An 18,843-nucleotide genomic window follows, 5' to 3' on the forward strand; every position below is an offset into this window, starting at 1 on the left:
GATGAACGCGCCACGCACACGGGTGCAGCGGCGCCCTGTGCATGGGGTGTTGCTGCTCGACAAGCCGCTGGGGTTTTCCAGCAACCAGGCCTTGCAAAAGGCCAAGTGGTTGCTGCGCGCCGAAAAAGCGGGCCATACCGGCACGCTCGATCCGCTCGCCACGGGCGTGCTGCCGCTGTGCTTCGGCGCCGCCACCAAATTCAGCCAGCTGCACCTCGACGCCGACAAGACGTACGAGGCGATTGCGCGCCTGGGCGTCAAGACCGCCACGGGTGACGCCGAAGGCGAAGTGATCGCCGAGCGCCCGGTGCAGGTGTCGCCAGAAGACCTGGCCCGCGTCGAGGCGCTGTTTACCGGCCCGATCCGCCAGGTGCCGCCGATGCACAGCGCGCTCAAGAAAGACGGCAAGGCGCTGTACGAGTACGCCCGCGAAGGCATCGAGATCGAGCGTGCGCCGCGCGATGTCGTCATTCACCAGCTCGCGCTGACGCAGCTGGACGACACCCGCATCCGCATTGTTGCGAGCGTGAGCAAGGGCACCTACATTCGCACCCTGGGCGAGGACATCGGCGAGGCGCTGGGCTGCGGCGCGCACCTGACCTTCCTGCGCCGCACGGCCACGGGCGGTTTCGGGCAGGCGCAGTGCGTCACGATCGAGGCGCTCGAAGCCATGACCGAAGACGAGCGCCTGGCACGGCTGTTGCCTGCCGAAGCGCTGGTCGAGGGCCACAGCCGCGTCACGCTCGCCGCCGAAGATGCGGCACGTTTTCTTTCGGGCCTGCGCCGCCGCGGCGGCTGGGCCGATGCCGAAGCGGTGGCCGTGTTCGGCACCGACCCGCAGGCGTTCCTGGGCACCGCCCACGTGAGCGCCGGCGAACTGATCCCGGGGCGCTTGCTGAACCCCATCGAAATTCAGCAAATTCTTTTGAACGCACCACAGACCGAAGCGACACCATGAGTACCAAGCAAATCCGCAATATCGCCATCATTGCCCACGTGGACCATGGCAAGACCACCATGGTCGACCAGCTGCTGCGCCAGTCGGGCACCTTCGCCGATCACGAGAAGGTCGTCGACACGGTGATGGACAACAACGCCATCGAAAAGGAACGTGGCATCACGATCCTGGCCAAGAACTGCGCCGTGACCTGGGAAGGCACGCACATCAACATCGTCGACACCCCGGGCCACGCGGACTTCGGCGGTGAAGTGGAACGCGCGCTGTCGATGGTCGACGGCGTGGTGCTGCTGATCGACGCGCAGGAAGGCCCGATGCCCCAGACGCGTTTCGTGACCAAGAAGGCGCTGGCCCTGGGCCTGAAGCCGATCCTGGTCGTGAACAAGGTCGACAAGCCGGGCGCCAACCCCGACAAGGTCGTCAACGCCGCTTTCGACCTGTTCGACAAGCTCGGCGCGACCGACGAACAGCTCGACTTCCCCGTGGTGTACGCCTCGGGCATCAACGGCTGGTCGTCGCTCGAAGAAGGCGCACCCGGTGAGCAGTGGGGCCCCGACATGTCGGCCCTGTTCAACACCATCCTGAAGCACGTGCCGTCGCAAAAGGGTGACCCGAACGCGCCGCTGCAGCTGCAGATTTCCGCCCTCGACTTCTCGACCTTCGTGGGCCGCATCGGCGTGGGCCGCATCAGCCAGGGCACGCTCAAGCCCATGACCGACGTGCTGGTCATGGAAGGTCCGGACGGCAAGACCGTCAAGGGCCGCGTCAACCAGGTGCTGACCTTCCAGGGCCTGGACCGCGTGCAATCGACCGAAGCCGGCCCCGGCGAAATCGTGCTGATCAACGGCATCGCCGACATCGGCATCGGCGTCACCGTGACCGACAAGGACAAGCCTGCGCCGCTGCCCATGCTCAAGGTCGACGAGCCGACCCTGACCATGAACTTCTGCGTGAACACCAGCCCGCTGGCCGGCCGCGAAGGCAAGTTCGTGACCAGCCGCCAGATCTGGGACCGCCTGCAAAAGGAACTGCAGCACAACGTGGCACTGCGCGTGAGCGAGACCGACGAAGAAGGCATCTTCGAAGTCATGGGCCGCGGCGAACTGCACCTGACCATCCTGCTGGAAAACATGCGCCGCGAAGGCTATGAAATGGCCGTGTCGAAGCCGCGCGTGGTGTTCCGCACCGTGAACGGCGAAAAGCACGAGCCCATCGAATTGGTCACGGCCGACATCGAGGAAACCCACCAGGGTGGCGTGATGCAGGCACTGGGCGAACGCAAGGGCGAGCTGGTCAACATGGAACCGGACGGCCGTGGCCGCGTGCGCCTGGAGTACCGCATTCCGGCGCGTGGTCTGATCGGCTTCACGAACGAATTCCTGAACCTGACGCGCGGCTCGGGCCTCATCAGCAACATCTTCGACAGCTACGAAGCCCACAAGGGCGAGATCGGCAGCCGCAAGAACGGCGTGCTGATCTCGATGGACGACGGTGAAATCTTCACCTACGCGCTGGGCAAGCTGGACGACCGCGGCCGCATGTTCGTGAAGGCGAACGATCCGGTGTACGAAGGCATGATCGTCGGCATCCACAGCCGTGACAACGACCTGGTCGTGAACGCCACGCGCACCAAGCAGCTGACCAACTTCCGCGTGAGCGGCAAGGAAGACGCGATCAAGATCACGCCCCCGATCGACCTCACGCTGGAATACGGCGTCGAGTTCATCGAGGACGACGAGCTGGTCGAAATCACGCCCAAGAGCGTGCGCCTGCGCAAGCGTTTCCTGAAGGAAAGCGACCGCAAGCGCGCCGGCCGCGACACGTCGAACGGCTGATCGCCTTCGATCGGCCATGCGCCTGACGCACGGCGCCGCAGTCGGGCTGATGGTCGTCGTGACCCTCATGTGGGGCACGGCGGGCGTCGTCACGCGGCACCTGGCGCAGGCGCACAGTTTCGAGATCACCTTCTGGCGCAGCCTCTTCACGATGCTGGCGCTGCTGGTGATCTTGCCGCTTTGGCGGGGGCGGGCGGTGTTCTCGCAGCTGCGCCGCGGCGGGCACTCGCTCTGGATCTCGGGCGTCTGCTGGGCCGTGATGTTCACGGCCTTCATGGTGGCGCTGACCCTCACCTCCACAGCGAGCGTGCTGGTCACGATGGCGCTCGGGCCGCTCTTCACTGCACTGGCCGCGCGCCTCTTCATCGGGCACAAGCTGCCCGCACGCACCTGGGCGGCCATCGTGGTCGCCGGGCTGGGCATCGGCTGGATGTACGGCACGCAGCTGCTGGGCGGTGGCGGTGGGTCGCTCGTCGGCACGCTGGTGGCGCTGTGCGTGCCGCTGGCCGGTGCAACCCAATGGACGGTGGTCCAGCATGCGCACGCCAAGGGGCAGGAGGTCGACCTCGTGCCCGCGGTGCTGATCGGCGCCGCCCTCTGCGCGCTCGTCACCTTGCCGCTGGCCTGGCCGTTCCGCGCCGGCCCGCATGACCTGGGACTGCTGGCCTTCCTGGGTGTCTTTCAGCTGGCGATTCCCTGCGTGCTCTCAGTGTTGTGCGCGCAGGTGCTCAAGGCGCCCGAGGTGGCGTTGCTGGCGCTGCTCGAGGTGATCTTCGGCATCGCGCTGGCTTGGCTGGGCGCCGGGGAGACGCCTGCGGCCAGCGTGCTGACCGGCGGCGTGCTTGTGATCGGGGCGCTGGTGTTCAACGAGTTGCTCGCGCTGCGCGGGCGCCGCACCACGCTCGCGGACAGCGCGCTGCCGGGCGCGCACTGACCCTCCGCTGGCTCTCAGCGGCCGAAGAGGTACCAGCCGATCACGATCACGACGGCCACTACGATCATTCCGAAGTTGCGCCAGCTGGCTTGCTGGCTGCGCGCGAACTCTTTGAGCATGTCGGCGGTCTCCTGCTCGTCGGCGGCGACGATCGCCTGGGCTTCGTCGAGGAGGCGCCGATGGTCGGCTGCCGTCGCGAAGGCCGGCTCGGCGGCAACACGGGCGCGGAGCGCTTCGAACGGCTCCGTGTCGAGCAGGCCATCGGTCACCAGCCAGCCCAGCGTGGGGCCCAGGGCGGCGGGCGCGCCGGTCAGGGGCGCGGCGCGCAGCGCCAGATCGCGGGTCTCGGTGTCGATCAGCCCTTCGTTGAACAGCGCGATCACGGCCTCGTGTGTGATGCCGGTCTTGCCGAGGTCCAGCAGGTCGTCTGCGTCGTAGGCGATGTCTTCCGCCTCGGTGAACGCCGCGACGGCCGGCGATGCGGCTTCGAGGCGCTCCACCGCTGCATCCAGTTCTTCCTCGGTGATCAGGTTCTTGAGGCGCATCCAGGCCAGCGCATGTGCGGGACCGGGAATCGGCGGCAGGGCGCGGGCCTCGGGGTGCGCGAGCGCGGCGTCGTGCTGCGCGTCGGTGATGAGGCCGTGGGACACAAGCGCGTGGAAGGCGTCCGGGTGGGTGTCGGCAGAAGTCATCGGGCCATTCTGCCGTGCAGCATGAAAAAAGCCCCGGCGGATGCCGAGGCTTCGGTGGATGGAGGCGTCGGTTCAGACCGATGCCATCACATCAGCGGCATCAGGGACGGGCGACCTTCCAGGCGCCGTTGGCCACGCCGTCACCGGTCTTGTCGCCGGCCTTGGTGTCCTTGGCCCAGTAGTACAGCGGCCAGCCCTTGTAGGCCCACTGCTTCTTGCCGTCTTCACGCACGACGATGGTGTAGCCGCCCATGGGTTTGGCGGCATCGGCCACGCCGAGCGGCGGCCAGTTGGTGGCGCATTGGCCGTTGCAGGCCGAGGTGCCGGCATTGGCGGTGTCACGGGCGAAGGTGTAGAGCGTCATGCCGTTCGGGCCGACCAGCACGCCATCGGCGGTGCGGGTGGGCGTGTCGGGCGCTCCAGCGGTCTTGGTGGACATGCCGCCGCAGCCGGCGAGCAGAGCCGCTGCGAGGATCGAGGCGCTGAGCAATTTCATGCAGTTTCTCCTTCAGTTGAAAAATCAATCGCGAAAACAAGCCAGGTGAATGCGCGAACCGGCAGTTTATGCCGTCGCTACGATAACTCGCGGTAGGCCAGGGTCGCGAGTCTCAGCAGCGCATCGCGCGGCAGGCGACCGGCCACGGCATAGCCGAAACCCCGGTCGACCCAGTAAAAGCTCGGCACGGCGCCGTCCGAGGCGAAGCGGAAAGCGGTTTCGCGCGCGGCAGCGGTATCCGCGGCCTGCGCATCGAGCGTGCCGATATAGAGCGTGATGCGTTCGCCTGCCGCGTCCTCGAACATGAACTGGGCGCGCGCGCCGGTTTCGCCGGGCAGCAGGCGCCCGCCGACCAGCGTGTAGCCGAGCGAGGACAGGTCGGGCACCTTGAGCGGGTGGTCGAGGCGCTTGGACAGCCACTGCACGAGGTGCTGCTGTTCGGTGGCGGCCACTTCGACGGGGTGCCGCTTTTCAGGTGTGTAGACGACATGGGCCACCGACGCGTCGCGGACGAACTCGCGCACGGCCGGTGCGCGCGCCAAGGAGGCCTCGGCCGCACGTGGCGTGCCCGACCACTGGGCATTGCCGAGCCAGCCCGCGGTGAAGGCGATCAACAGGCCTGCGGCCATGCCGCCCCAACGCAGCCAGGGGGCAGCGCGACCGGTCTCGGCGCGACGCCGTTCGAGCACGCCCATCAGCGGCGCCGGCACGGGCTCGTCGAGCAGACCGCCGTGCAGGCGGCGCAAGGCGTCGCGCTGGGCATGCCAGGCCGCCACACGGGCCGCCACGGCCGGATCGCGCGCAATCGCATCCTCGACCGCTTCACGGCGTTCCGGCGGCAACTGGCCGTCGACCCAGGCGTGCAGCTCGTCGTCGGTGGGGGGCAGGGTGGGGCGGTTCATGGCGGGGTGCTTCACGTCACTTGAGGCGGCGCAGGCCGGGGCGGCTGGGCGCGGCGGCGCCGTCCATCAGTTCCTGCAGACGAAGGCGGGCGCGCGAGAGGCGCGACATCACGGTGCCGATCGGAATGCGGAGCACCTTCGCCACCTCGGCGTAGGACAGGTCTTCGAGCGTCACGAGCAGCAGCACGGCGCGTTGCTCCTCGGGCAACTGCATCAGGCAGCGCTGCAGGTCGAGGCCGAGGCCCGGATCGGCGCCGCCCTGCAGCTGCTCGGGCGCCACGTCGTCCAGCGGCACGACCGCATGCGGCGGCGGCCGTCGCCGCACCTGGCTGGCGAAGAGGTTGTGCATGACCGTGAAGAGCCAGGCGCGCAGGTCGGTGCCCACCACCCACAGCCGCCACTTGCCGCAGGCGCGCTCGAGCGTGTCCTGCACCAGGTCGTCGGCCGCCCAGGCATTGCCCGTGAGCGCGCGCGCATAGCGGCGCAAGCTCGGGATGTGCTCGACCAGCAGGCGGGCGTCCATGGGTAGGCCGGGAGCCTGTCCGTCTCAGGGCTTGGCGGTTTTCCAGGTGCCGTTGACGCCGTCGCCGGTCTTGTCGCCCGGCTTGGTGTCCTTCACCCAGTAGTACAGCGGCCAGCCCTTGGCGGCCCATTGCTTCTTGCCGTCGTCGCGCGTGACGATGGTGAAGTCGCCGCTCGGCTTGTCGCTGTCGGCCGCCATGAAGGGCGGCCAGTTGGTGGCGCAGCCGCCGTTGCAGGCCGACTTGCCGTTGCCGGCCGTGTCCTTGTCGAAGGTGTAGAGCGTCATGCCGTTCGCGCCGACCAGCGCGCCATCGGCGGCCTTGGGCTGGGCGAACGCGGGGAGGGCGAGCAGGCTGCCGAGCAGTGCGGCGGCGATGCCGACGGAGGACATGCGAAGAGGCGACATGGAAAGACTCCTGGGTTGATGGCATCGACGATCGATGACACCGCACAAACGCCCGCAGAGCGCGTTTTATTCCAGGCCGCGAAAAAAAGAATGATCAGCGGTTGCGGCTCTTCATCGCGCGCTCGACTTCGCGCTTGCCTTCGCGGTCCTTGATGGTGTCGCGCTTGTCGTGCTCGGCCTTGCCCTTGGCGAGCGCGATGTCGCACTTCACCTTGCCGGCCTTCCAGTGCAGGTTCAGCGGCACCAGCGTGTAGCCCTTTTGTTCGACCTTGCCGACCAGCCGTTTGATCTCTTCCTTGTGCAGCAGCAACTTCTTGGTGCGGATCGAGTCAGGGTTGACGTGCGTCGAGGCGCTCTTGAGCGGATTGATCTGCAGGCCCACGACGAACAGCTCGCCGTCGCGGATCACCACGTAGCCGTCGGTCAGCTGCACCTTGCCTTCGCGCAGCGATTTGACTTCCCAACCCTCGAGGACCAGGCCGGCCTCGAAGCGTTCTTCGAAGAAATAGTTGTAGGCGGCCTTCTTGTTGTCGGCGATGCGGGAGGAGGTGTCTTGTTTCTTGGTGGCCATGGCTCGAGAAGTTGGGGGCGCATGGCTTCAATACAATCCGTCGCGCACGCGGTGCCGATTCTATGAAAACAGTCCACAAGTCCGTCCTCATCTGGTACAGCGCCGAAGAAATGTACGCGCTCGTCACCGATGTGGCGAAGTACCCGCAGTTTCTGCCCTGGTGCAACAAGTCGCGCGTCATCGAGCAGGACGAAGGCGGCATGACCGCCGAAGTCGGCCTGGCCTTCGCCGGGTTGCACCAGAGTTTCACCACCCGCAACACGCACATCGCAGGCCGCGAAGTGCAGCTGAAGCTGGTCGACGGGCCGTTCTCCAACCTCGACGGCACCTGGAAATTCCATCCCGTGGGCGAGCAGGGCGAACGCGCCTGCCGCGTCGAATTGCAGATGAGCTACGGCTTCAGCAACTTCGCACTGCAGGCCATGGTGGGGCCGGTGTTCGACACCATCGCCTCGAGCCTGGTCGAGGCCTTTGTGAAGCGCGCCGAACAGGTCTACGGCGAAGGCTGATGGCCGACAGCCGCATCGAGGTCACGCTGAGCTGTTCGCCGGCGGCGCGCGAGGTGTTCGAGCAGGTCCTGCTGCTCGCGCCCGGCACCGCGGTGAGCGAGGCGGTGAAGGCCAGCGATCTCACACAGCGCTTTCCCGATCTGGACTGGCGCCACACCATGACGCCGGGTGTCTGGGGCAGGGCGGTGGCGTGGGAGCAGCCGCTGAAGGATGGTGACCGCATCGAGCTGTGCCGTCCGCTCACGGTCGATCCGAAGGTGGCGCGGCGTGAACGCTTCCAGCGTCAGGGCGCGCGCGGCACGGGCCTGTTCGCGAACAAGCGCAAGGGCGGCAAGGACGGCTACTGAGCCGCCTGCACTGGCCGGGTCAGCGGCTTACTTGCAATCGCTGTCGATGACCGTTTGAGCGCGTTTTTGCGCGTCGGCACGAGCGGCGTCGTCCATGAATTCGCGTTCGCCCTTGGCATTGACCTTGGCGATGCGGATGCCGCTGTCGATGGTGTTCTTGTTCTCGCGTGCACGGGCGCAGTTGTCGGCCTTGGCCTTGGCGATCTTTGCGGCTTCAGCCGCTTCCTTGGCCTTCTGCTCGGCCTCGGCCTTCTTGGTCTTTTCTTCGAGCTCCTTGTCCACGCCCGTGGGCTTGGGCGGCGCGGGCTTGGGGGCTGCGGCCGCATCGCTGCTTCCCTCGGGGGCTGGCGTGACCGGAGCGGGAGCCCGGGCCGACGGCGAGGGGCCGGCGCGGCGCAGGATGTTTTTCTCGGGGATGTCGGTGGGCGGCGGCTGGTCGCTGAAGACCTTCTTGCCGCTGTTGTCGACCCATTGCCATTGCGCGCTCGCCGAGAGCGGCAGCGCACACGCGCAACCCAATACCAGCCAATGCAGGAAATTCATGCGCGGAGTTTAGCTGGGCCTTACTTTTTGCAACATCCGTAGTAGGCGGTTTTGCAACGGTCGGAAAAAACCCGCGCCGGCGAAGCGGGCGGAGCCCTCGTTACAATCCGTCTTTTGGAGCCTCACCCATGCGCCTTCTAGGCAAAGCGCTCACCTTCGACGACGTGTTGTTGGTGCCAGCATTCTCCCAAGTCCTGCCCAAGGACACGTCCCTCGCCACCAAGTTCTCCCGCAACATCACGTTGAACCTGCCGCTCGTCTCGGCGGCCATGGACACCGTGACCGAAGCCCGCCTCGCGATCGCCATCGCGCAGGAAGGCGGCATCGGTATCGTGCACAAGAACCTCACCGCGCAACAGCAGGCCGCCGAAGTGGCCCGTGTGAAGCGCTATGAGTCGGGTGTTTTGCGAGATCCGGTGGTGATCACGCCGACGCACTCCGTGCGCCAGGTGATGGCACTGTCCGACCAGCTCGGCATTTCGGGCTTCCCGGTGATCGACGGCGGCAAGGTCGTCGGCATCGTCACGGGGCGCGACCTGCGCTTCGAGAACCGCTACGACGTGCCCGTCAGCGAAATCATGACGCAGCGCGACCGGCTCATCACCGTGCCCGACGGCACCACGCTGGCCGAAGCCAAGGCGCTGCTGAACAAGCACAAGCTCGAGCGCCTGCTGGTCATCAACGGCGACTGGGAGCTCAAGGGCCTCATCACCGTCAAGGACATCACCAAGCAGACCAGCTTCCCCAACGCCGCACGCGACGCCAACGGCCGCCTGCGCGTGGGCGCGGCGGTCGGCGTGGGTGACGGCACCGAAGAGCGCGTCGAAGCCCTGGTGAAGGCCGGCGTCGACGCCATCGTGGTCGACACCGCCCACGGCCACAGCGCCGGCGTGATCGAGCGCGTGCGCTGGGTCAAGAAGAACTACCCGCAGGTCGACGTCATCGGCGGCAACATCGCCACCGGCGACGCGGCGCGCGCGCTGGCCGACGCTGGTGCCGATGCGGTCAAGGTCGGCATCGGCCCGGGCTCGATCTGCACCACCCGCATCGTGGCCGGCGTGGGCGTGCCGCAGATCATGGCGGTCGACAGCGTTGCCACCGCGCTGCACGGCACGGGCATTCCGCTGATCTCCGACGGCGGCGTGCGCTACTCGGGCGACATCGCCAAGGCCATCGCGGCCGGCGCGAGCACCGTGATGATGGGCAGCATGTTCGCCGGCACCGAAGAGGCGCCGGGCGAAATCGTGCTGTACCAGGGGCGCAGCTACAAGAGCTACCGCGGCATGGGCTCCATCGGCGCGATGCAGCAGGGCAGTGCCGACCGGTACTTCCAGGAATCGACCACCGGCAACCCCAACACCGACAAGCTCGTGCCCGAAGGCATCGAAGGCCGCGTGCCCTACAAGGGCTCGATCGTCTCCATCGTCTACCAGATGGCCGGCGGCGTGCGTGCCAGCATGGGCTACTGCGGCTGCGCGACCATCGAGGACATGCAGAACAAGGCCGAGTTCGTCGAGATCACCACGGCCGGCATTCGTGAGAGCCACGTCCACGACGTGCAGATCACGAAGGAAGCGCCGAACTACCGCGCCGAGTAAGCCCAATCTGGCCAGACCTTGAAAGTCAGGCCAGACTGAAGCTAAAATTTGGGCCAGATTCAAATTTTCTGGCCCAAATGCAATCCATCGGCATCGCTGAAGCCAAGAACAACTTCTCGGCCCTGATCGACCTGGTCGAAAAGGGCGAAGAGGTTCGCATCACCCGCCACGGCAAGGAAGTCGTGCGCATGCTGCCGGTGCGCCGCAAGCCCGTCATCACCGACGAGCAGATCGCCCGCGAACTCGGGCAGATCGACGCGCTGCACGCCACCATCCAGCCCGGCCCCACGACCCGCGAGCTCCTCGACCAAGGACGTCAACCATGACCGCCTTCGTCATGGACGCCTCGGTCACCGCCGCGTGGCTGCTGCCCGACCAGGCCAGCGAACACACCCGCAAGCTCTACGCCGCCATCCGCCGCGACGAGGTCGAGCCGCAGGCGCCCAATGCCTGGCAATGGGAGTGCGCCAACATCCTCGCCAATGGCGTGCGCAGCGGTCGCATTCCGGCATCGGCCGTCGAGGGCCTGTGGAGCGTGCTCGACGCCATTCGCCACCGCGTGGAGCTGCACGACCTCGCGCCGGCCCAGCACAAGGCCGTGCTTGCCGTGGCCATCGACGCGGGCGTCTCGCTCTACGATGCGGGCTACCTCTGGCTCGCCAAATCGCTCAACCTTCCGCTCGCCACCTTCGACGAGCACCTCATCCAGGCGGCGCCGCAAGCGGGCGTCAAGCTGTTCGACATTTCAACGCTCTGAGTCCTTTCGCCATGCAACACGACAAGATCCTCATCCTCGACTTCGGCTCGCAAGTCACCCAGCTCATCGCACGCCGCGTGCGTGAAGCGCATGTGCTCAGCGAAGTGCATCCCTGCGACGTGACCGACGAATGGGTGCGCGAATACGCCGCCGACGGCCACCTCAAGGGCGTGATCCTCTCGGGCAGCCACGCCAGCGTGTACGAAGAAACCACCGACAAGTGCCCTCAAGCCGTGTTCGACCTCGGCATTCCGGTGCTGGGCATCTGTTACGGCATGCAGACCATGGCCCACCAGCTCGGCGGCAAGGTCGAAGGCGGCCACAAGCGCGAGTTCGGCTTCGCGGCCGTGCGCGCCCATGGCCACACCGCGCTGCTGAAGGACATCGCCGACTTCACCACGCCCGAAGGCCACGGCATGCTCAACGTGTGGATGAGCCACGGCGACAAGGTCACCGAGCTGCCGCCCGGCTTCAAGCTCATGGCCAGCACCGACAGCTGCCCCATCGCCGGCATGGCCGACGAGGCGCGCCGCTACTACGCGCTGCAGTTCCACCCCGAAGTCACGCACACCGTGCAGGGCAAGGCCATCATCGACCGCTTCGTGCTCGGCATCTGCGAAGCCAAGCCCGACTGGGTCATGCGCGACCACATCGCCGAAGCCGTGCAGAAGATCCGCGAGCAGGTGGGCGACGAAGAAGTCATCCTGGGCCTGTCGGGCGGCGTCGATTCGAGCGTGGCCGCCGCGCTCATCCACCGCGCCATCGGCGACCAGCTGACCTGCGTGTTCGTCGACCACGGCCTGCTGCGCCTGAACGAAGGCGACATGGTCATGGAGATGTTCGAAGGCAAGCTGCACGCGAAGGTCATCCGCGTCGATGCCAGCGACCTGTTCCTGGGCAAGCTCGCCGGCGTGAGCGACCCCGAAGCCAAGCGCAAGATCATCGGCGGAGAGTTCGTCACCGTCTTCAAGCAGGAGGCCGCCAAGCTCAAGGCCGGCGACGGCGGGCACAAGGGCGCGACCTTCCTGGCGCAAGGCACGATCTACCCCGACGTCATCGAATCGGGCGGCGCCAAGAGCAAGAAGGCCGTCACCATCAAGAGCCACCACAACGTGGGCGGCCTGCCCGAGCAGCTCGGCCTGAAGCTGCTCGAACCGCTGCGCGACCTGTTCAAGGACGAAGTGCGCGAACTCGGCGTGGCGCTGGGCCTGCCGCCCGAGATGGTGTACCGCCATCCGTTCCCCGGCCCGGGCCTGGGCGTGCGCATCCTGGGCGAAGTGAAGAAGGAATACGCCGACCTGCTGCGCCGCGCCGACGCCATCTTCATCGAAGAGCTGCGCAACTTCACCGACGAATCGGGCAAGACCTGGTACGACCTCACGAGCCAGGCCTTCACCGTGTTCCTGCCCGTGAAGAGCGTGGGCGTGATGGGCGACGGCCGCACCTACGACTACGTCGTCGCGCTGCGCGCCGTGCAGACCAGCGACTTCATGACCGCCGACTGGGCCGAGCTGCCGTACGCGCTGCTCAAGAAGGTGTCGGGCCGCATCATCAACGAGGTGCGCGGCATCAACCGCGTGACCTACGACGTGTCGAGCAAGCCGCCGGCCACGATCGAGTGGGAGTGATCCCCATCGCGCGGGCCAAGGCCCGCGCTGGCACACCGCTTGCGATCTAATCGCACCTGATGCGGCGGCCACCGGTGGCGCCGCCTTTCGTGCGAAAGGACGCCCGTTGGCCCGCTCCGATCCTCGCAACACCTCACGGTATTGGCACGCACCCGGCGTGCCGGGCATGGACATGCTCCATGCCGACTTCACGACGCACGACTACGCCCCGCACGTGCATGACTCCCTCGTGGTCGCGGTCACGGAAGTGGGCGGCTCGGAGTTCAGGAGCCGGGGCCGCACCGATGTGGCCCACACACAGGCGCTGCTCGTCTTCAACCCCGGCGAGCCGCACTCGGGTCGCATGGCCGGCAGCCCGCGCTGGTGCTACCGGTCGTTCTACCTGGCTGGGCAGGGCATCCAGGGCGTGTTGACGTCACTGGGCATCGACCAGCCGCAGCACTTCACATCGAACGTCTTTCGCGACCCCGGCCTCATCGCGCGCTTCCTGGCGTTGCACCGCACCCTAGACGGAGAGCCTGATCCGCTGCTGCACCAGGAGCTGCTCGTGCGCAGCTTCGGTGCGCTGTTCGCCGCGCACGGACAGGCCGGCCCCCGCGTGCCGGCTGCGCCCTCGGAGGCGCGCGTGCTCGCGCCCGTGCTCGACCTGATGCGCGATGGCCATGCCGAGCGGCTGACGCTCGAGCAGATGGCGCAGGCCGCCGACCTGACGACCTTCCAGCTGATCGGCGCCTTCCATCGCACGCTCGGGCTGACCCCACACACCTACCTGACGCAGCTGCGCCTGCGGGCCGCGCTGCGGCAGCTCGATGCGGGACAGCCCGTGGCCGAGGCGGCGTTGGCCTCTGGCTTCTACGACCAGAGTGCACTGAACAAGCACTTCAAGCGCACCTTCGGCATGACGCCGCTGCAGTACGTGCGTGCCCGGGCGAACTGATCGAGCCGCGGGCGCAATTTCAACCAATAGCGTTTCGAGTCGTCCTGCCATGCTGAAACCCCTCAGCAAGGCCACCCATGACACGACTCTTCTGCCAGGAACATGCCGACATCCTGCGGCTGGACGCCCAGGTCCTTCAATCGCGGCCCGGTGCCGTGCGGCTGTCGCAACATCCTTTCTATCCCGGCGGTGGCGGGCAGCTGCCGGACCGCGGCATCGTCCGCTGGCAGGGCGGCGAGGTGCCCGTCACCGGTTTTTCCGAAGAGGGCGGCCTCGTCTGGGTCCAGCTGCCCGATCGCATCGAGATCACCGGCGACGTCCAGGCCGAGGTCGATCTGGTCTTCCGGCAATGCATGCGCGAACTGCACACCGACCTGCATGTGCTCAACGCGCTGGTCTTCCGTGACTTCGACGGCGCGCTGGTCACCGGCGTGCAGATGAACGACGACGGCACCGCGCGCATCGACTTCGATTTGCCCGGCGCCGACAACGACCGCCTGCGGGCCCTCGAGCCCGAACTGAACGACGTGATCGCGCAGGACCTCGCGGTGCAGACGCACTACGTCTCGGTCACCGCCGCTCATGGCGAGCAGGGGCTGCTGCGCTCCCGTTCGGTGGCGCCGCCGCCTTCGGCCGAGGGGCTGGTCCGCATCGTCGAGATCGCCGGACTCGACCGGCAGGCCTGCGGCGGCACGCACCTCGCGTCCACCGGTGCCTCGCGTCCGGTGCGGATTCTCAAGATCGAGAACAAGGGCCGCTCCAACCGCCGCGTGCGCATCGGGCTGCAGGGGCCGTGAGCATGCACAAATCGCTGCGGGCGCTCTGGGCGCATCCCGTGTGGCTGCTCTGGGTGCCACCTGCCTTCTGGGCGGGCAACCTCGTGCTGGGGCGTGCGCTCGGGCCGGTCTTTCCGCCGGTGTCGCTCGCGGTGGGGCGCTGGGTCGTGGCGCTGGCGGTGCTGGCACCGTTCGTCGGCTCGCAGGCGTGGCGCGAGCGCGGGCTGCTCGCGCGGCACTGGCGGCTGATCGCGGCCTGCGGCGCCTTTGGCATCGCCGGCTACAACGCGCTCGGCTACCTGGCCTTGCAGACCGTGCCCGCTACCAGCGTCGCGTTCCTCAACTCGACGCTGCCGCTGATGGTGCCGCTCGCCGCCGTGGTGCTCGGTGTCGAGCGCATCACCTGGAAGGCCTTGCTCGGCATTGGCATCTCGTTCCTCGGCGTGACCTGGATCGTGGCGCGCGGCGAACTGGCGCACCTGCTGGCGTTGCGGCTGGGCGGCGGCGAGCTGCTGGTGCTGCTGGCCGTGGCCAACTACGCCGTGTACTCGGTGCTGTTGCGGCGCAAGCCGGCGGCCCTCAGCCCGCTGGTGTTCCTGGCCGCGACCATGGCCGCCGGGCTGGTGGTGCTGATGCCGTTCTGGGTGGCCGAGCTGGCACGCGGCGCGCGCATTCCGACCGACGCGGCCTCGGTGGGCGCGGTGCTCTACATCGGCCTCTTCGCGTCGCTGTTCGCCTTCATCCTGTGGAGCCGCTGCGTCGCGACACTGGGCGCGACGGTGACGGGCGTGTCGTTCCATCTCGTCGCACTGTTCACCGCGCTGCTGGCGTTCCTCGTGCTGCGCGAGCCCGTGCGCGGCTTCCATATCGCGGGCATCGCGCTGATTCTGCTCGGCTTCTTCGTCACGACCTTCCAGCCGGCGAGGCGCGCGAAGGTCGCGGCCTGAGCCGATGAACACGGTCGAACTCCTGCGCGCCTTGGTCGGGTTTGACACGACCTCGCACCGCTCCAACCTCGACCTCATCCACTGGGTGGCCGATTACCTGGCGGCGCACGGCGTCGAGGCGCGGCTGATCCCCAGCGACGACGGCCAGAAGGCGAACCTGCTGGCGACCATAGGCCCCGACGCGGCGGGCGGCATCGTGCTGTCCGGCCACACCGACGTGGTGCCGGTCGACGGGCAGGCCTGGGATTCGGACCCCTTCACGCTCGTCGAACGCGAGGGCCGCTGGCACGGACGGGGCACCGCCGACATGAAGGGCTTCATCGCGGCCTGCCTGGCGGCGGTGCCTGCGTGGCGCGGGCTCGAGCTGCGGCGTCCGATCCACCTCGCGCTGTCGTATGACGAAGAGGTCGGCTGTTTCGGCGTGCCGCGCCTGGTCGCCGCGCTGCGTGCCCACGCGCAGGCCCCGGCACTGGCTGTTATCGGAGAGCCGACGCAGATGCGTGTGGGGCTGGCCCATCGCGGCTTTTTCGGCCACCGCATCACCTTCAGCGGGCGGCCCGTCCATTCGGGCGACCCGGCCCTGGGCGTGAGCGCGATCGAGCCGGCCGCGCAGCTGATCGCGCAGCTTGCGCACTTCGGGCACACGCTGCGCGCGCAAGGCAATCGCACGACCTTCAACGTCGGCTGCATCCATGGCGGGACGGCGATCAACATCGTCCCCGGCTGCTGTGAAGTGACGTGGGAGTTCCGGCCGACGGATGCGGCAAGCACGGTAATGGTGAAGGCGGAGTTGGCGCGGCTGCTCGCGGGCGTTTCGCCCGAAGTGGCCGTCGAGATGACGCAGTTGGCCGGCGTGCCGGCGCTCTGCGCCCAAGAAGGTGAGGGCGCTGCCGCGGAGACCGCCAGGCGCTGGGGCGCACTGTGGCCTCCGGGCGAGATCCCGTTCGGCACCGAGGCCGGATTTTTCCAGCAGGCCGGCATTCCGTCGCTGGTGTGCGGGCCCGGCGCGATCGCGCAGGCCCACCAGCCCAACGAGTGGATTGCCGCCAGCGAACTGCACGCCGCCGACCGTTTCCTGGCCGGCGTCGGCGCCTGGGCTGCGAAGGCTTAGAAGTTCGCCTTCAAACCCACCGTGAACATCCCGCCCTTGGCCTGCTTCGACAGCTTGCCGAAGTAGTCGTAGTCGGCCGTGATCGCGAGGTTCTGCGTCATGCGGTACTCGGCGCCGACACCGACCATCACGCCCGTGCTGGTGCCCGAGAGGCGTTGGTTGGCCGGGGCCCAGTTGTTGTCGCCGGAGATGCGTCCGCGTGCCACGCCGAGGCGGCCGTTGAGGGCGAAGGCGTCGCTCAGCGGCATGCGGGCGGTGGCGGCGGCGTAGAAGACCTGGCCGGTGCCGGTCTGCAGCCGGGAGCCGCCGTAGGCCGAGGTCCATTGGCTCACGCTGCCGAGGCGGGCGTAGCCGGCTTCCACGCCGAAGTGTTCGGTAAGGCGGTAGCCGCCGTACAGCTTGTAGGACGTGCCGCTCTTGTTGGCCTTCTTGCCGCCCCATGGCACGGGCACGTGGTTCTTCGAGGACGACAGGCTGTAGCTGGAGCGGCCGATGGCGCCGCCGACATAGAACCCGGTGTCCTTGTCGAGACCGGCGGCGAAGGCGCCGACGGAGGCGGTGCCGAGCCAGAGGGCTGCGAGTGCGAGGCGGGTTTGCGTTTTCGTCAAGATGAAATCCTGTTGGTTGGTTGATTGATCGATTGAATGAATGAGTGGATGGGCGGCGTGTCGTTGTTCACCTTGCCGCCACCGTCCGACGATTCTCAAAAACCAAGCTGAAGACGAGCTTCGCGTTTGCTGAAGGCCTCATGAAGGGCCCTTGCCATGGGCGATGATCGACACATGTCAGCTCAGCTTCTTCTTCCCGGAATCGATCCCCCGCCGCGGCCCCTGCCGCGGCCTCGCGGCACCCAGGCCCCTCGCAAGGCGCCGCTGCCGCACTCGCTTTTCTTCGCACTGCTTCCCACCCCGCAAGACGCCGAAACGATCGCCGCGCTCGGCGCGCGCATGAACTCCCAACACGCCCTGAAGGGCACGGTGGTCGAGGCGCAGCGCCTGCATGTCACGCTGTTCGACCTCGGCAACCACGACCAGGTGCCCGCCGACAAGCTGGCCCAGGCATCGACCGCCGCCGCCGCGGTGTCTGTGCCGGCGCTCGATGTCGTCTTCGAAAAATCCATGAGCTACGCCAAGGGTGCGCTGGTGCTGTGCGCCGACGACGAGGCCAACGTTGCGGCGTTGCGCGCGTTCAGGCAGCGGCTGGGCGAGGCGCTGGCCGATGTCGGCCTGAAGCCCTCGCGCACGTTCACGCCGCACATGACCATCGCCTATGCACGGCGCAAGCTCGAGAAGCACGCGCTCGAAGCGCCCGCCCTCTGGACCGCCCACTCGCTCGTGCTCATCGACAGCCACGTGGGCGAGGGCGTGCACGAGGTGCTGGGCCGCTGGCCCGCCGAGGTCTAAGCGCCGTCCTGATCCGCGAAGGTGTCGAACAGCAGCCCGCGCAGCCACTGGTTGCCCGGGTCGCGGTGCACCTTCGCGTGCCAGAACAGGTTGATCGCGATCTGCGGCAGCGCCACCGGGTGCGGTCGCCACACCAGGCCGAAGGGCTCGGCGATGCTGCGCGCCAGCCGCTCGGGCACGGTCGCGATCATCTCGCTCGACTGCAGGATGTGGCCGATGGCCACGAAGTGCGGCACCTTCAGCCGGATGCGGCGCTGGATGCCCTGCGCCGCCATCACGTCGTCGGCCTTGCCGTGGCCCGTGCCGGCGGCCTGCACCTGCACATGGTCGGCCGCGCTGAAGTCCTTCAGTGACACGCTGCGCTTGCGCGCCAGCGGGTGCGTGCCCGCGAACAGGCACACATAGCGCTGCAGGAACAGCCGGCGCTGGAACACGCCCGACTTGAGCTGCGGCAGCAGGCCGATGGCGATGTCGACATGGCCGGCCTCCAGGTCGTCGCGCAGGTGGGTCGCGGTGTTGTTGCGCAGCGTGCTGATGGTCACGCCCGGCGCGGCGGCCGAGAGCGTTTCCATGAGGCGCGGCGTGAAGTAGATCTCGCCGATGTCGGTCATGGCGAGCGTGAAGCTGCGCGTGCTCGTGGCGGGGTCGAACACCACCTGCTGGTTGAGCGCCGTGTGCAGCGCGCCCATGGCGTAGGCCACCGGCTCGGCCAGCTGCAGCGCGAAGGGTGTGGGCTCCATGCCGCGCGCGGTGCGCAGGAAAAGCTCGTCGCCCAGCAGCTTGCGCAGGCGCGCCAGTGCGTTGCTGATGGCGGGCTGCGACAGGCCCAGCGACGCGGCCACGGCCGACACGCGCTTCTCGGCCAGCATGCGGTCGAACACCAGCAGCAGGTTGAGGTCGATGTCCTTGAGTTGCATGGCGCACCTTTATTCATACTGGTGATACACCCGATTCACCAGATTCTATTGGTC

Annotated in this window: 23 protein-coding genes; 14 read left to right on the forward strand and 9 right to left on the reverse strand. The window is 67.5% G+C overall.

The window, feature by feature from the left end:
• Position 1: 1 nt before the first annotated feature.
• The 3 genes from truB to AC07Q9_RS08620 are packed head-to-tail and all read left to right on the forward strand — an operon-like array spanning position 2 to position 3,727.
• Positions 2-958, forward strand: coding sequence for a tRNA pseudouridine(55) synthase TruB (gene truB / locus AC07Q9_RS08610; RefSeq protein WP_495308747.1), 957 nt, complete (start codon positions 2-4; stop codon positions 956-958).
• Positions 955-2,793 carry a translational GTPase TypA gene (typA, locus tag AC07Q9_RS08615; protein WP_489056689.1) on the forward strand — a complete coding sequence of 613 codons (1,839 nt, stop codon included), beginning with the start codon at positions 955-957 and terminating at the stop codon, positions 2,791-2,793. The genes truB and typA overlap by 4 nt, the downstream gene beginning before the upstream one ends.
• Before the next feature lie 16 nt (positions 2,794-2,809).
• Positions 2,810-3,727 carry a DMT family transporter gene (locus tag AC07Q9_RS08620; protein WP_489056690.1) on the forward strand — a complete coding sequence of 306 codons (918 nt, stop codon included), beginning with the start codon at positions 2,810-2,812 and terminating at the stop codon, positions 3,725-3,727.
• 14 nt (positions 3,728-3,741) lie between these two features.
• On the opposite strand, the gene AC07Q9_RS08625 is transcribed toward AC07Q9_RS08620, so the two are convergent.
• The 6 genes from AC07Q9_RS08625 to smpB form a co-directional block, all read right to left on the reverse strand.
• Positions 3,742-4,419 (reverse strand): hypothetical protein, encoded by a 678-nt coding sequence (locus AC07Q9_RS08625; protein ID WP_489056691.1) that lies wholly within the window; start codon positions 4,417-4,419, stop codon positions 3,742-3,744.
• 100 nt (positions 4,420-4,519) lie between these two features.
• Positions 4,520-4,915, reverse strand: coding sequence for a COG4315 family predicted lipoprotein (locus AC07Q9_RS08630; protein ID WP_119556624.1), 396 nt, complete (start codon positions 4,913-4,915; stop codon positions 4,520-4,522).
• Positions 4,916-4,992: 77 nt separating this feature from the next.
• Positions 4,993-5,817, reverse strand: a complete 825-nt coding sequence (locus tag AC07Q9_RS08635) for an anti-sigma factor family protein (RefSeq protein ID WP_495308751.1) — start codon at positions 5,815-5,817, stop codon at positions 4,993-4,995.
• A 16-nt stretch (positions 5,818-5,833) separates the two neighbouring features.
• The gene (locus AC07Q9_RS08640) at positions 5,834-6,340 is read right to left on the reverse strand and encodes an RNA polymerase sigma factor (RefSeq protein ID WP_495308752.1); all 507 of its coding nucleotides are present in this window, start codon (positions 6,338-6,340) and stop codon (positions 5,834-5,836) included.
• A 24-nt stretch (positions 6,341-6,364) separates the two neighbouring features.
• A complete protein-coding gene (locus tag AC07Q9_RS08645; RefSeq protein WP_492677001.1) occupies positions 6,365-6,745 on the reverse strand; it encodes a COG4315 family predicted lipoprotein in 381 nt (126 codons plus the stop codon).
• A 94-nt stretch (positions 6,746-6,839) separates the two neighbouring features.
• The gene (smpB, locus tag AC07Q9_RS08650) at positions 6,840-7,316 is read right to left on the reverse strand and encodes an SsrA-binding protein SmpB (protein WP_099789277.1); all 477 of its coding nucleotides are present in this window, start codon (positions 7,314-7,316) and stop codon (positions 6,840-6,842) included.
• Positions 7,317-7,378: 62 nt separating this feature from the next.
• Between smpB and AC07Q9_RS08655 the strand changes: the two genes are divergently transcribed.
• Positions 7,379-7,825 (forward strand): type II toxin-antitoxin system RatA family toxin, encoded by a 447-nt coding sequence (locus AC07Q9_RS08655; RefSeq protein WP_495300149.1) that lies wholly within the window; start codon positions 7,379-7,381, stop codon positions 7,823-7,825.
• Positions 7,825-8,172, forward strand: a complete 348-nt coding sequence (locus AC07Q9_RS08660; protein ID WP_492677003.1) for an RnfH family protein — start codon at positions 7,825-7,827, stop codon at positions 8,170-8,172. Before AC07Q9_RS08655 ends, AC07Q9_RS08660 begins: the two co-directional genes overlap by 1 nt.
• 27 nt (positions 8,173-8,199) lie before the next feature.
• Here the strand turns inward: AC07Q9_RS08660 and AC07Q9_RS08665 are convergent, their stop codons facing one another.
• A complete protein-coding gene (locus AC07Q9_RS08665) occupies positions 8,200-8,715 on the reverse strand; it encodes a DUF4124 domain-containing protein (RefSeq protein ID WP_495308755.1) in 516 nt (171 codons plus the stop codon).
• A gap of 128 nt (positions 8,716-8,843) precedes the next feature.
• Between AC07Q9_RS08665 and guaB the strand changes: the two genes are divergently transcribed.
• The 8 genes from guaB to argE all read left to right on the forward strand — a co-directional run bounded on the left by guaB (position 8,844) and on the right by argE (position 16,469).
• Complete coding sequence (guaB, locus tag AC07Q9_RS08670) at positions 8,844-10,313, forward strand: IMP dehydrogenase (protein ID WP_095948611.1); 1,470 nt, start codon at positions 8,844-8,846, stop codon at positions 10,311-10,313.
• A 77-nt stretch (positions 10,314-10,390) separates the two neighbouring features.
• On the forward strand, positions 10,391-10,639 hold the full coding sequence (locus AC07Q9_RS08675) for a type II toxin-antitoxin system Phd/YefM family antitoxin (RefSeq protein WP_070060762.1): 249 nt from the start codon (positions 10,391-10,393) through the stop codon (positions 10,637-10,639).
• Complete coding sequence (locus AC07Q9_RS08680) at positions 10,636-11,070, forward strand: type II toxin-antitoxin system VapC family toxin (RefSeq protein WP_180288498.1); 435 nt, start codon at positions 10,636-10,638, stop codon at positions 11,068-11,070. The genes AC07Q9_RS08675 and AC07Q9_RS08680 overlap by 4 nt, the downstream gene beginning before the upstream one ends.
• 11 nt (positions 11,071-11,081) lie before the next feature.
• On the forward strand, positions 11,082-12,698 hold the full coding sequence (gene guaA / locus AC07Q9_RS08685) for a glutamine-hydrolyzing GMP synthase (protein ID WP_489056698.1): 1,617 nt from the start codon (positions 11,082-11,084) through the stop codon (positions 12,696-12,698).
• 106 nt (positions 12,699-12,804) lie between these two features.
• Positions 12,805-13,635, forward strand: coding sequence for a helix-turn-helix transcriptional regulator (locus tag AC07Q9_RS08690; RefSeq protein WP_495308757.1), 831 nt, complete (start codon positions 12,805-12,807; stop codon positions 13,633-13,635).
• Positions 13,636-13,712: 77 nt separating this feature from the next.
• On the forward strand, positions 13,713-14,432 hold the full coding sequence (locus AC07Q9_RS08695) for an alanyl-tRNA editing protein (RefSeq protein ID WP_495308760.1): 720 nt from the start codon (positions 13,713-13,715) through the stop codon (positions 14,430-14,432).
• A gap of 2 nt (positions 14,433-14,434) precedes the next feature.
• Positions 14,435-15,358 (forward strand): DMT family transporter, encoded by a 924-nt coding sequence (locus tag AC07Q9_RS08700; protein WP_495309947.1) that lies wholly within the window; start codon positions 14,435-14,437, stop codon positions 15,356-15,358.
• Between the two features lie 4 nt (positions 15,359-15,362).
• The gene (gene argE, locus AC07Q9_RS08705) at positions 15,363-16,469 is read left to right on the forward strand and encodes an acetylornithine deacetylase (protein WP_495308762.1); all 1,107 of its coding nucleotides are present in this window, start codon (positions 15,363-15,365) and stop codon (positions 16,467-16,469) included.
• Here argE and AC07Q9_RS08710 read toward each other — a convergent pair.
• On the reverse strand, positions 16,466-17,077 hold the full coding sequence (locus tag AC07Q9_RS08710; RefSeq protein ID WP_307588363.1) for a porin family protein: 612 nt from the start codon (positions 17,075-17,077) through the stop codon (positions 16,466-16,468). The two genes, argE and AC07Q9_RS08710, sit on opposite strands and share 4 nt — an antisense overlap.
• 339 nt (positions 17,078-17,416) lie before the next feature.
• Here AC07Q9_RS08710 and AC07Q9_RS08715 point away from each other — a divergent pair, with 339 nt between their 5' ends.
• Entirely contained in the window at positions 17,417-17,872 is a 456-nt protein-coding gene (locus AC07Q9_RS08715; RefSeq protein WP_495308764.1) for a 2'-5' RNA ligase family protein, read from the forward strand.
• Here AC07Q9_RS08715 and AC07Q9_RS08720 read toward each other — a convergent pair.
• A complete protein-coding gene (locus AC07Q9_RS08720; RefSeq protein ID WP_307635796.1) occupies positions 17,869-18,789 on the reverse strand; it encodes a LysR family transcriptional regulator in 921 nt (306 codons plus the stop codon). The two genes, AC07Q9_RS08715 and AC07Q9_RS08720, sit on opposite strands and share 4 nt — an antisense overlap.
• Between the last annotated feature and the right edge of the window lie 54 nt (positions 18,790-18,843).

It is taken from the genome of Variovorax sp. GW821-FHT09A10 (assembly GCF_059418385.1).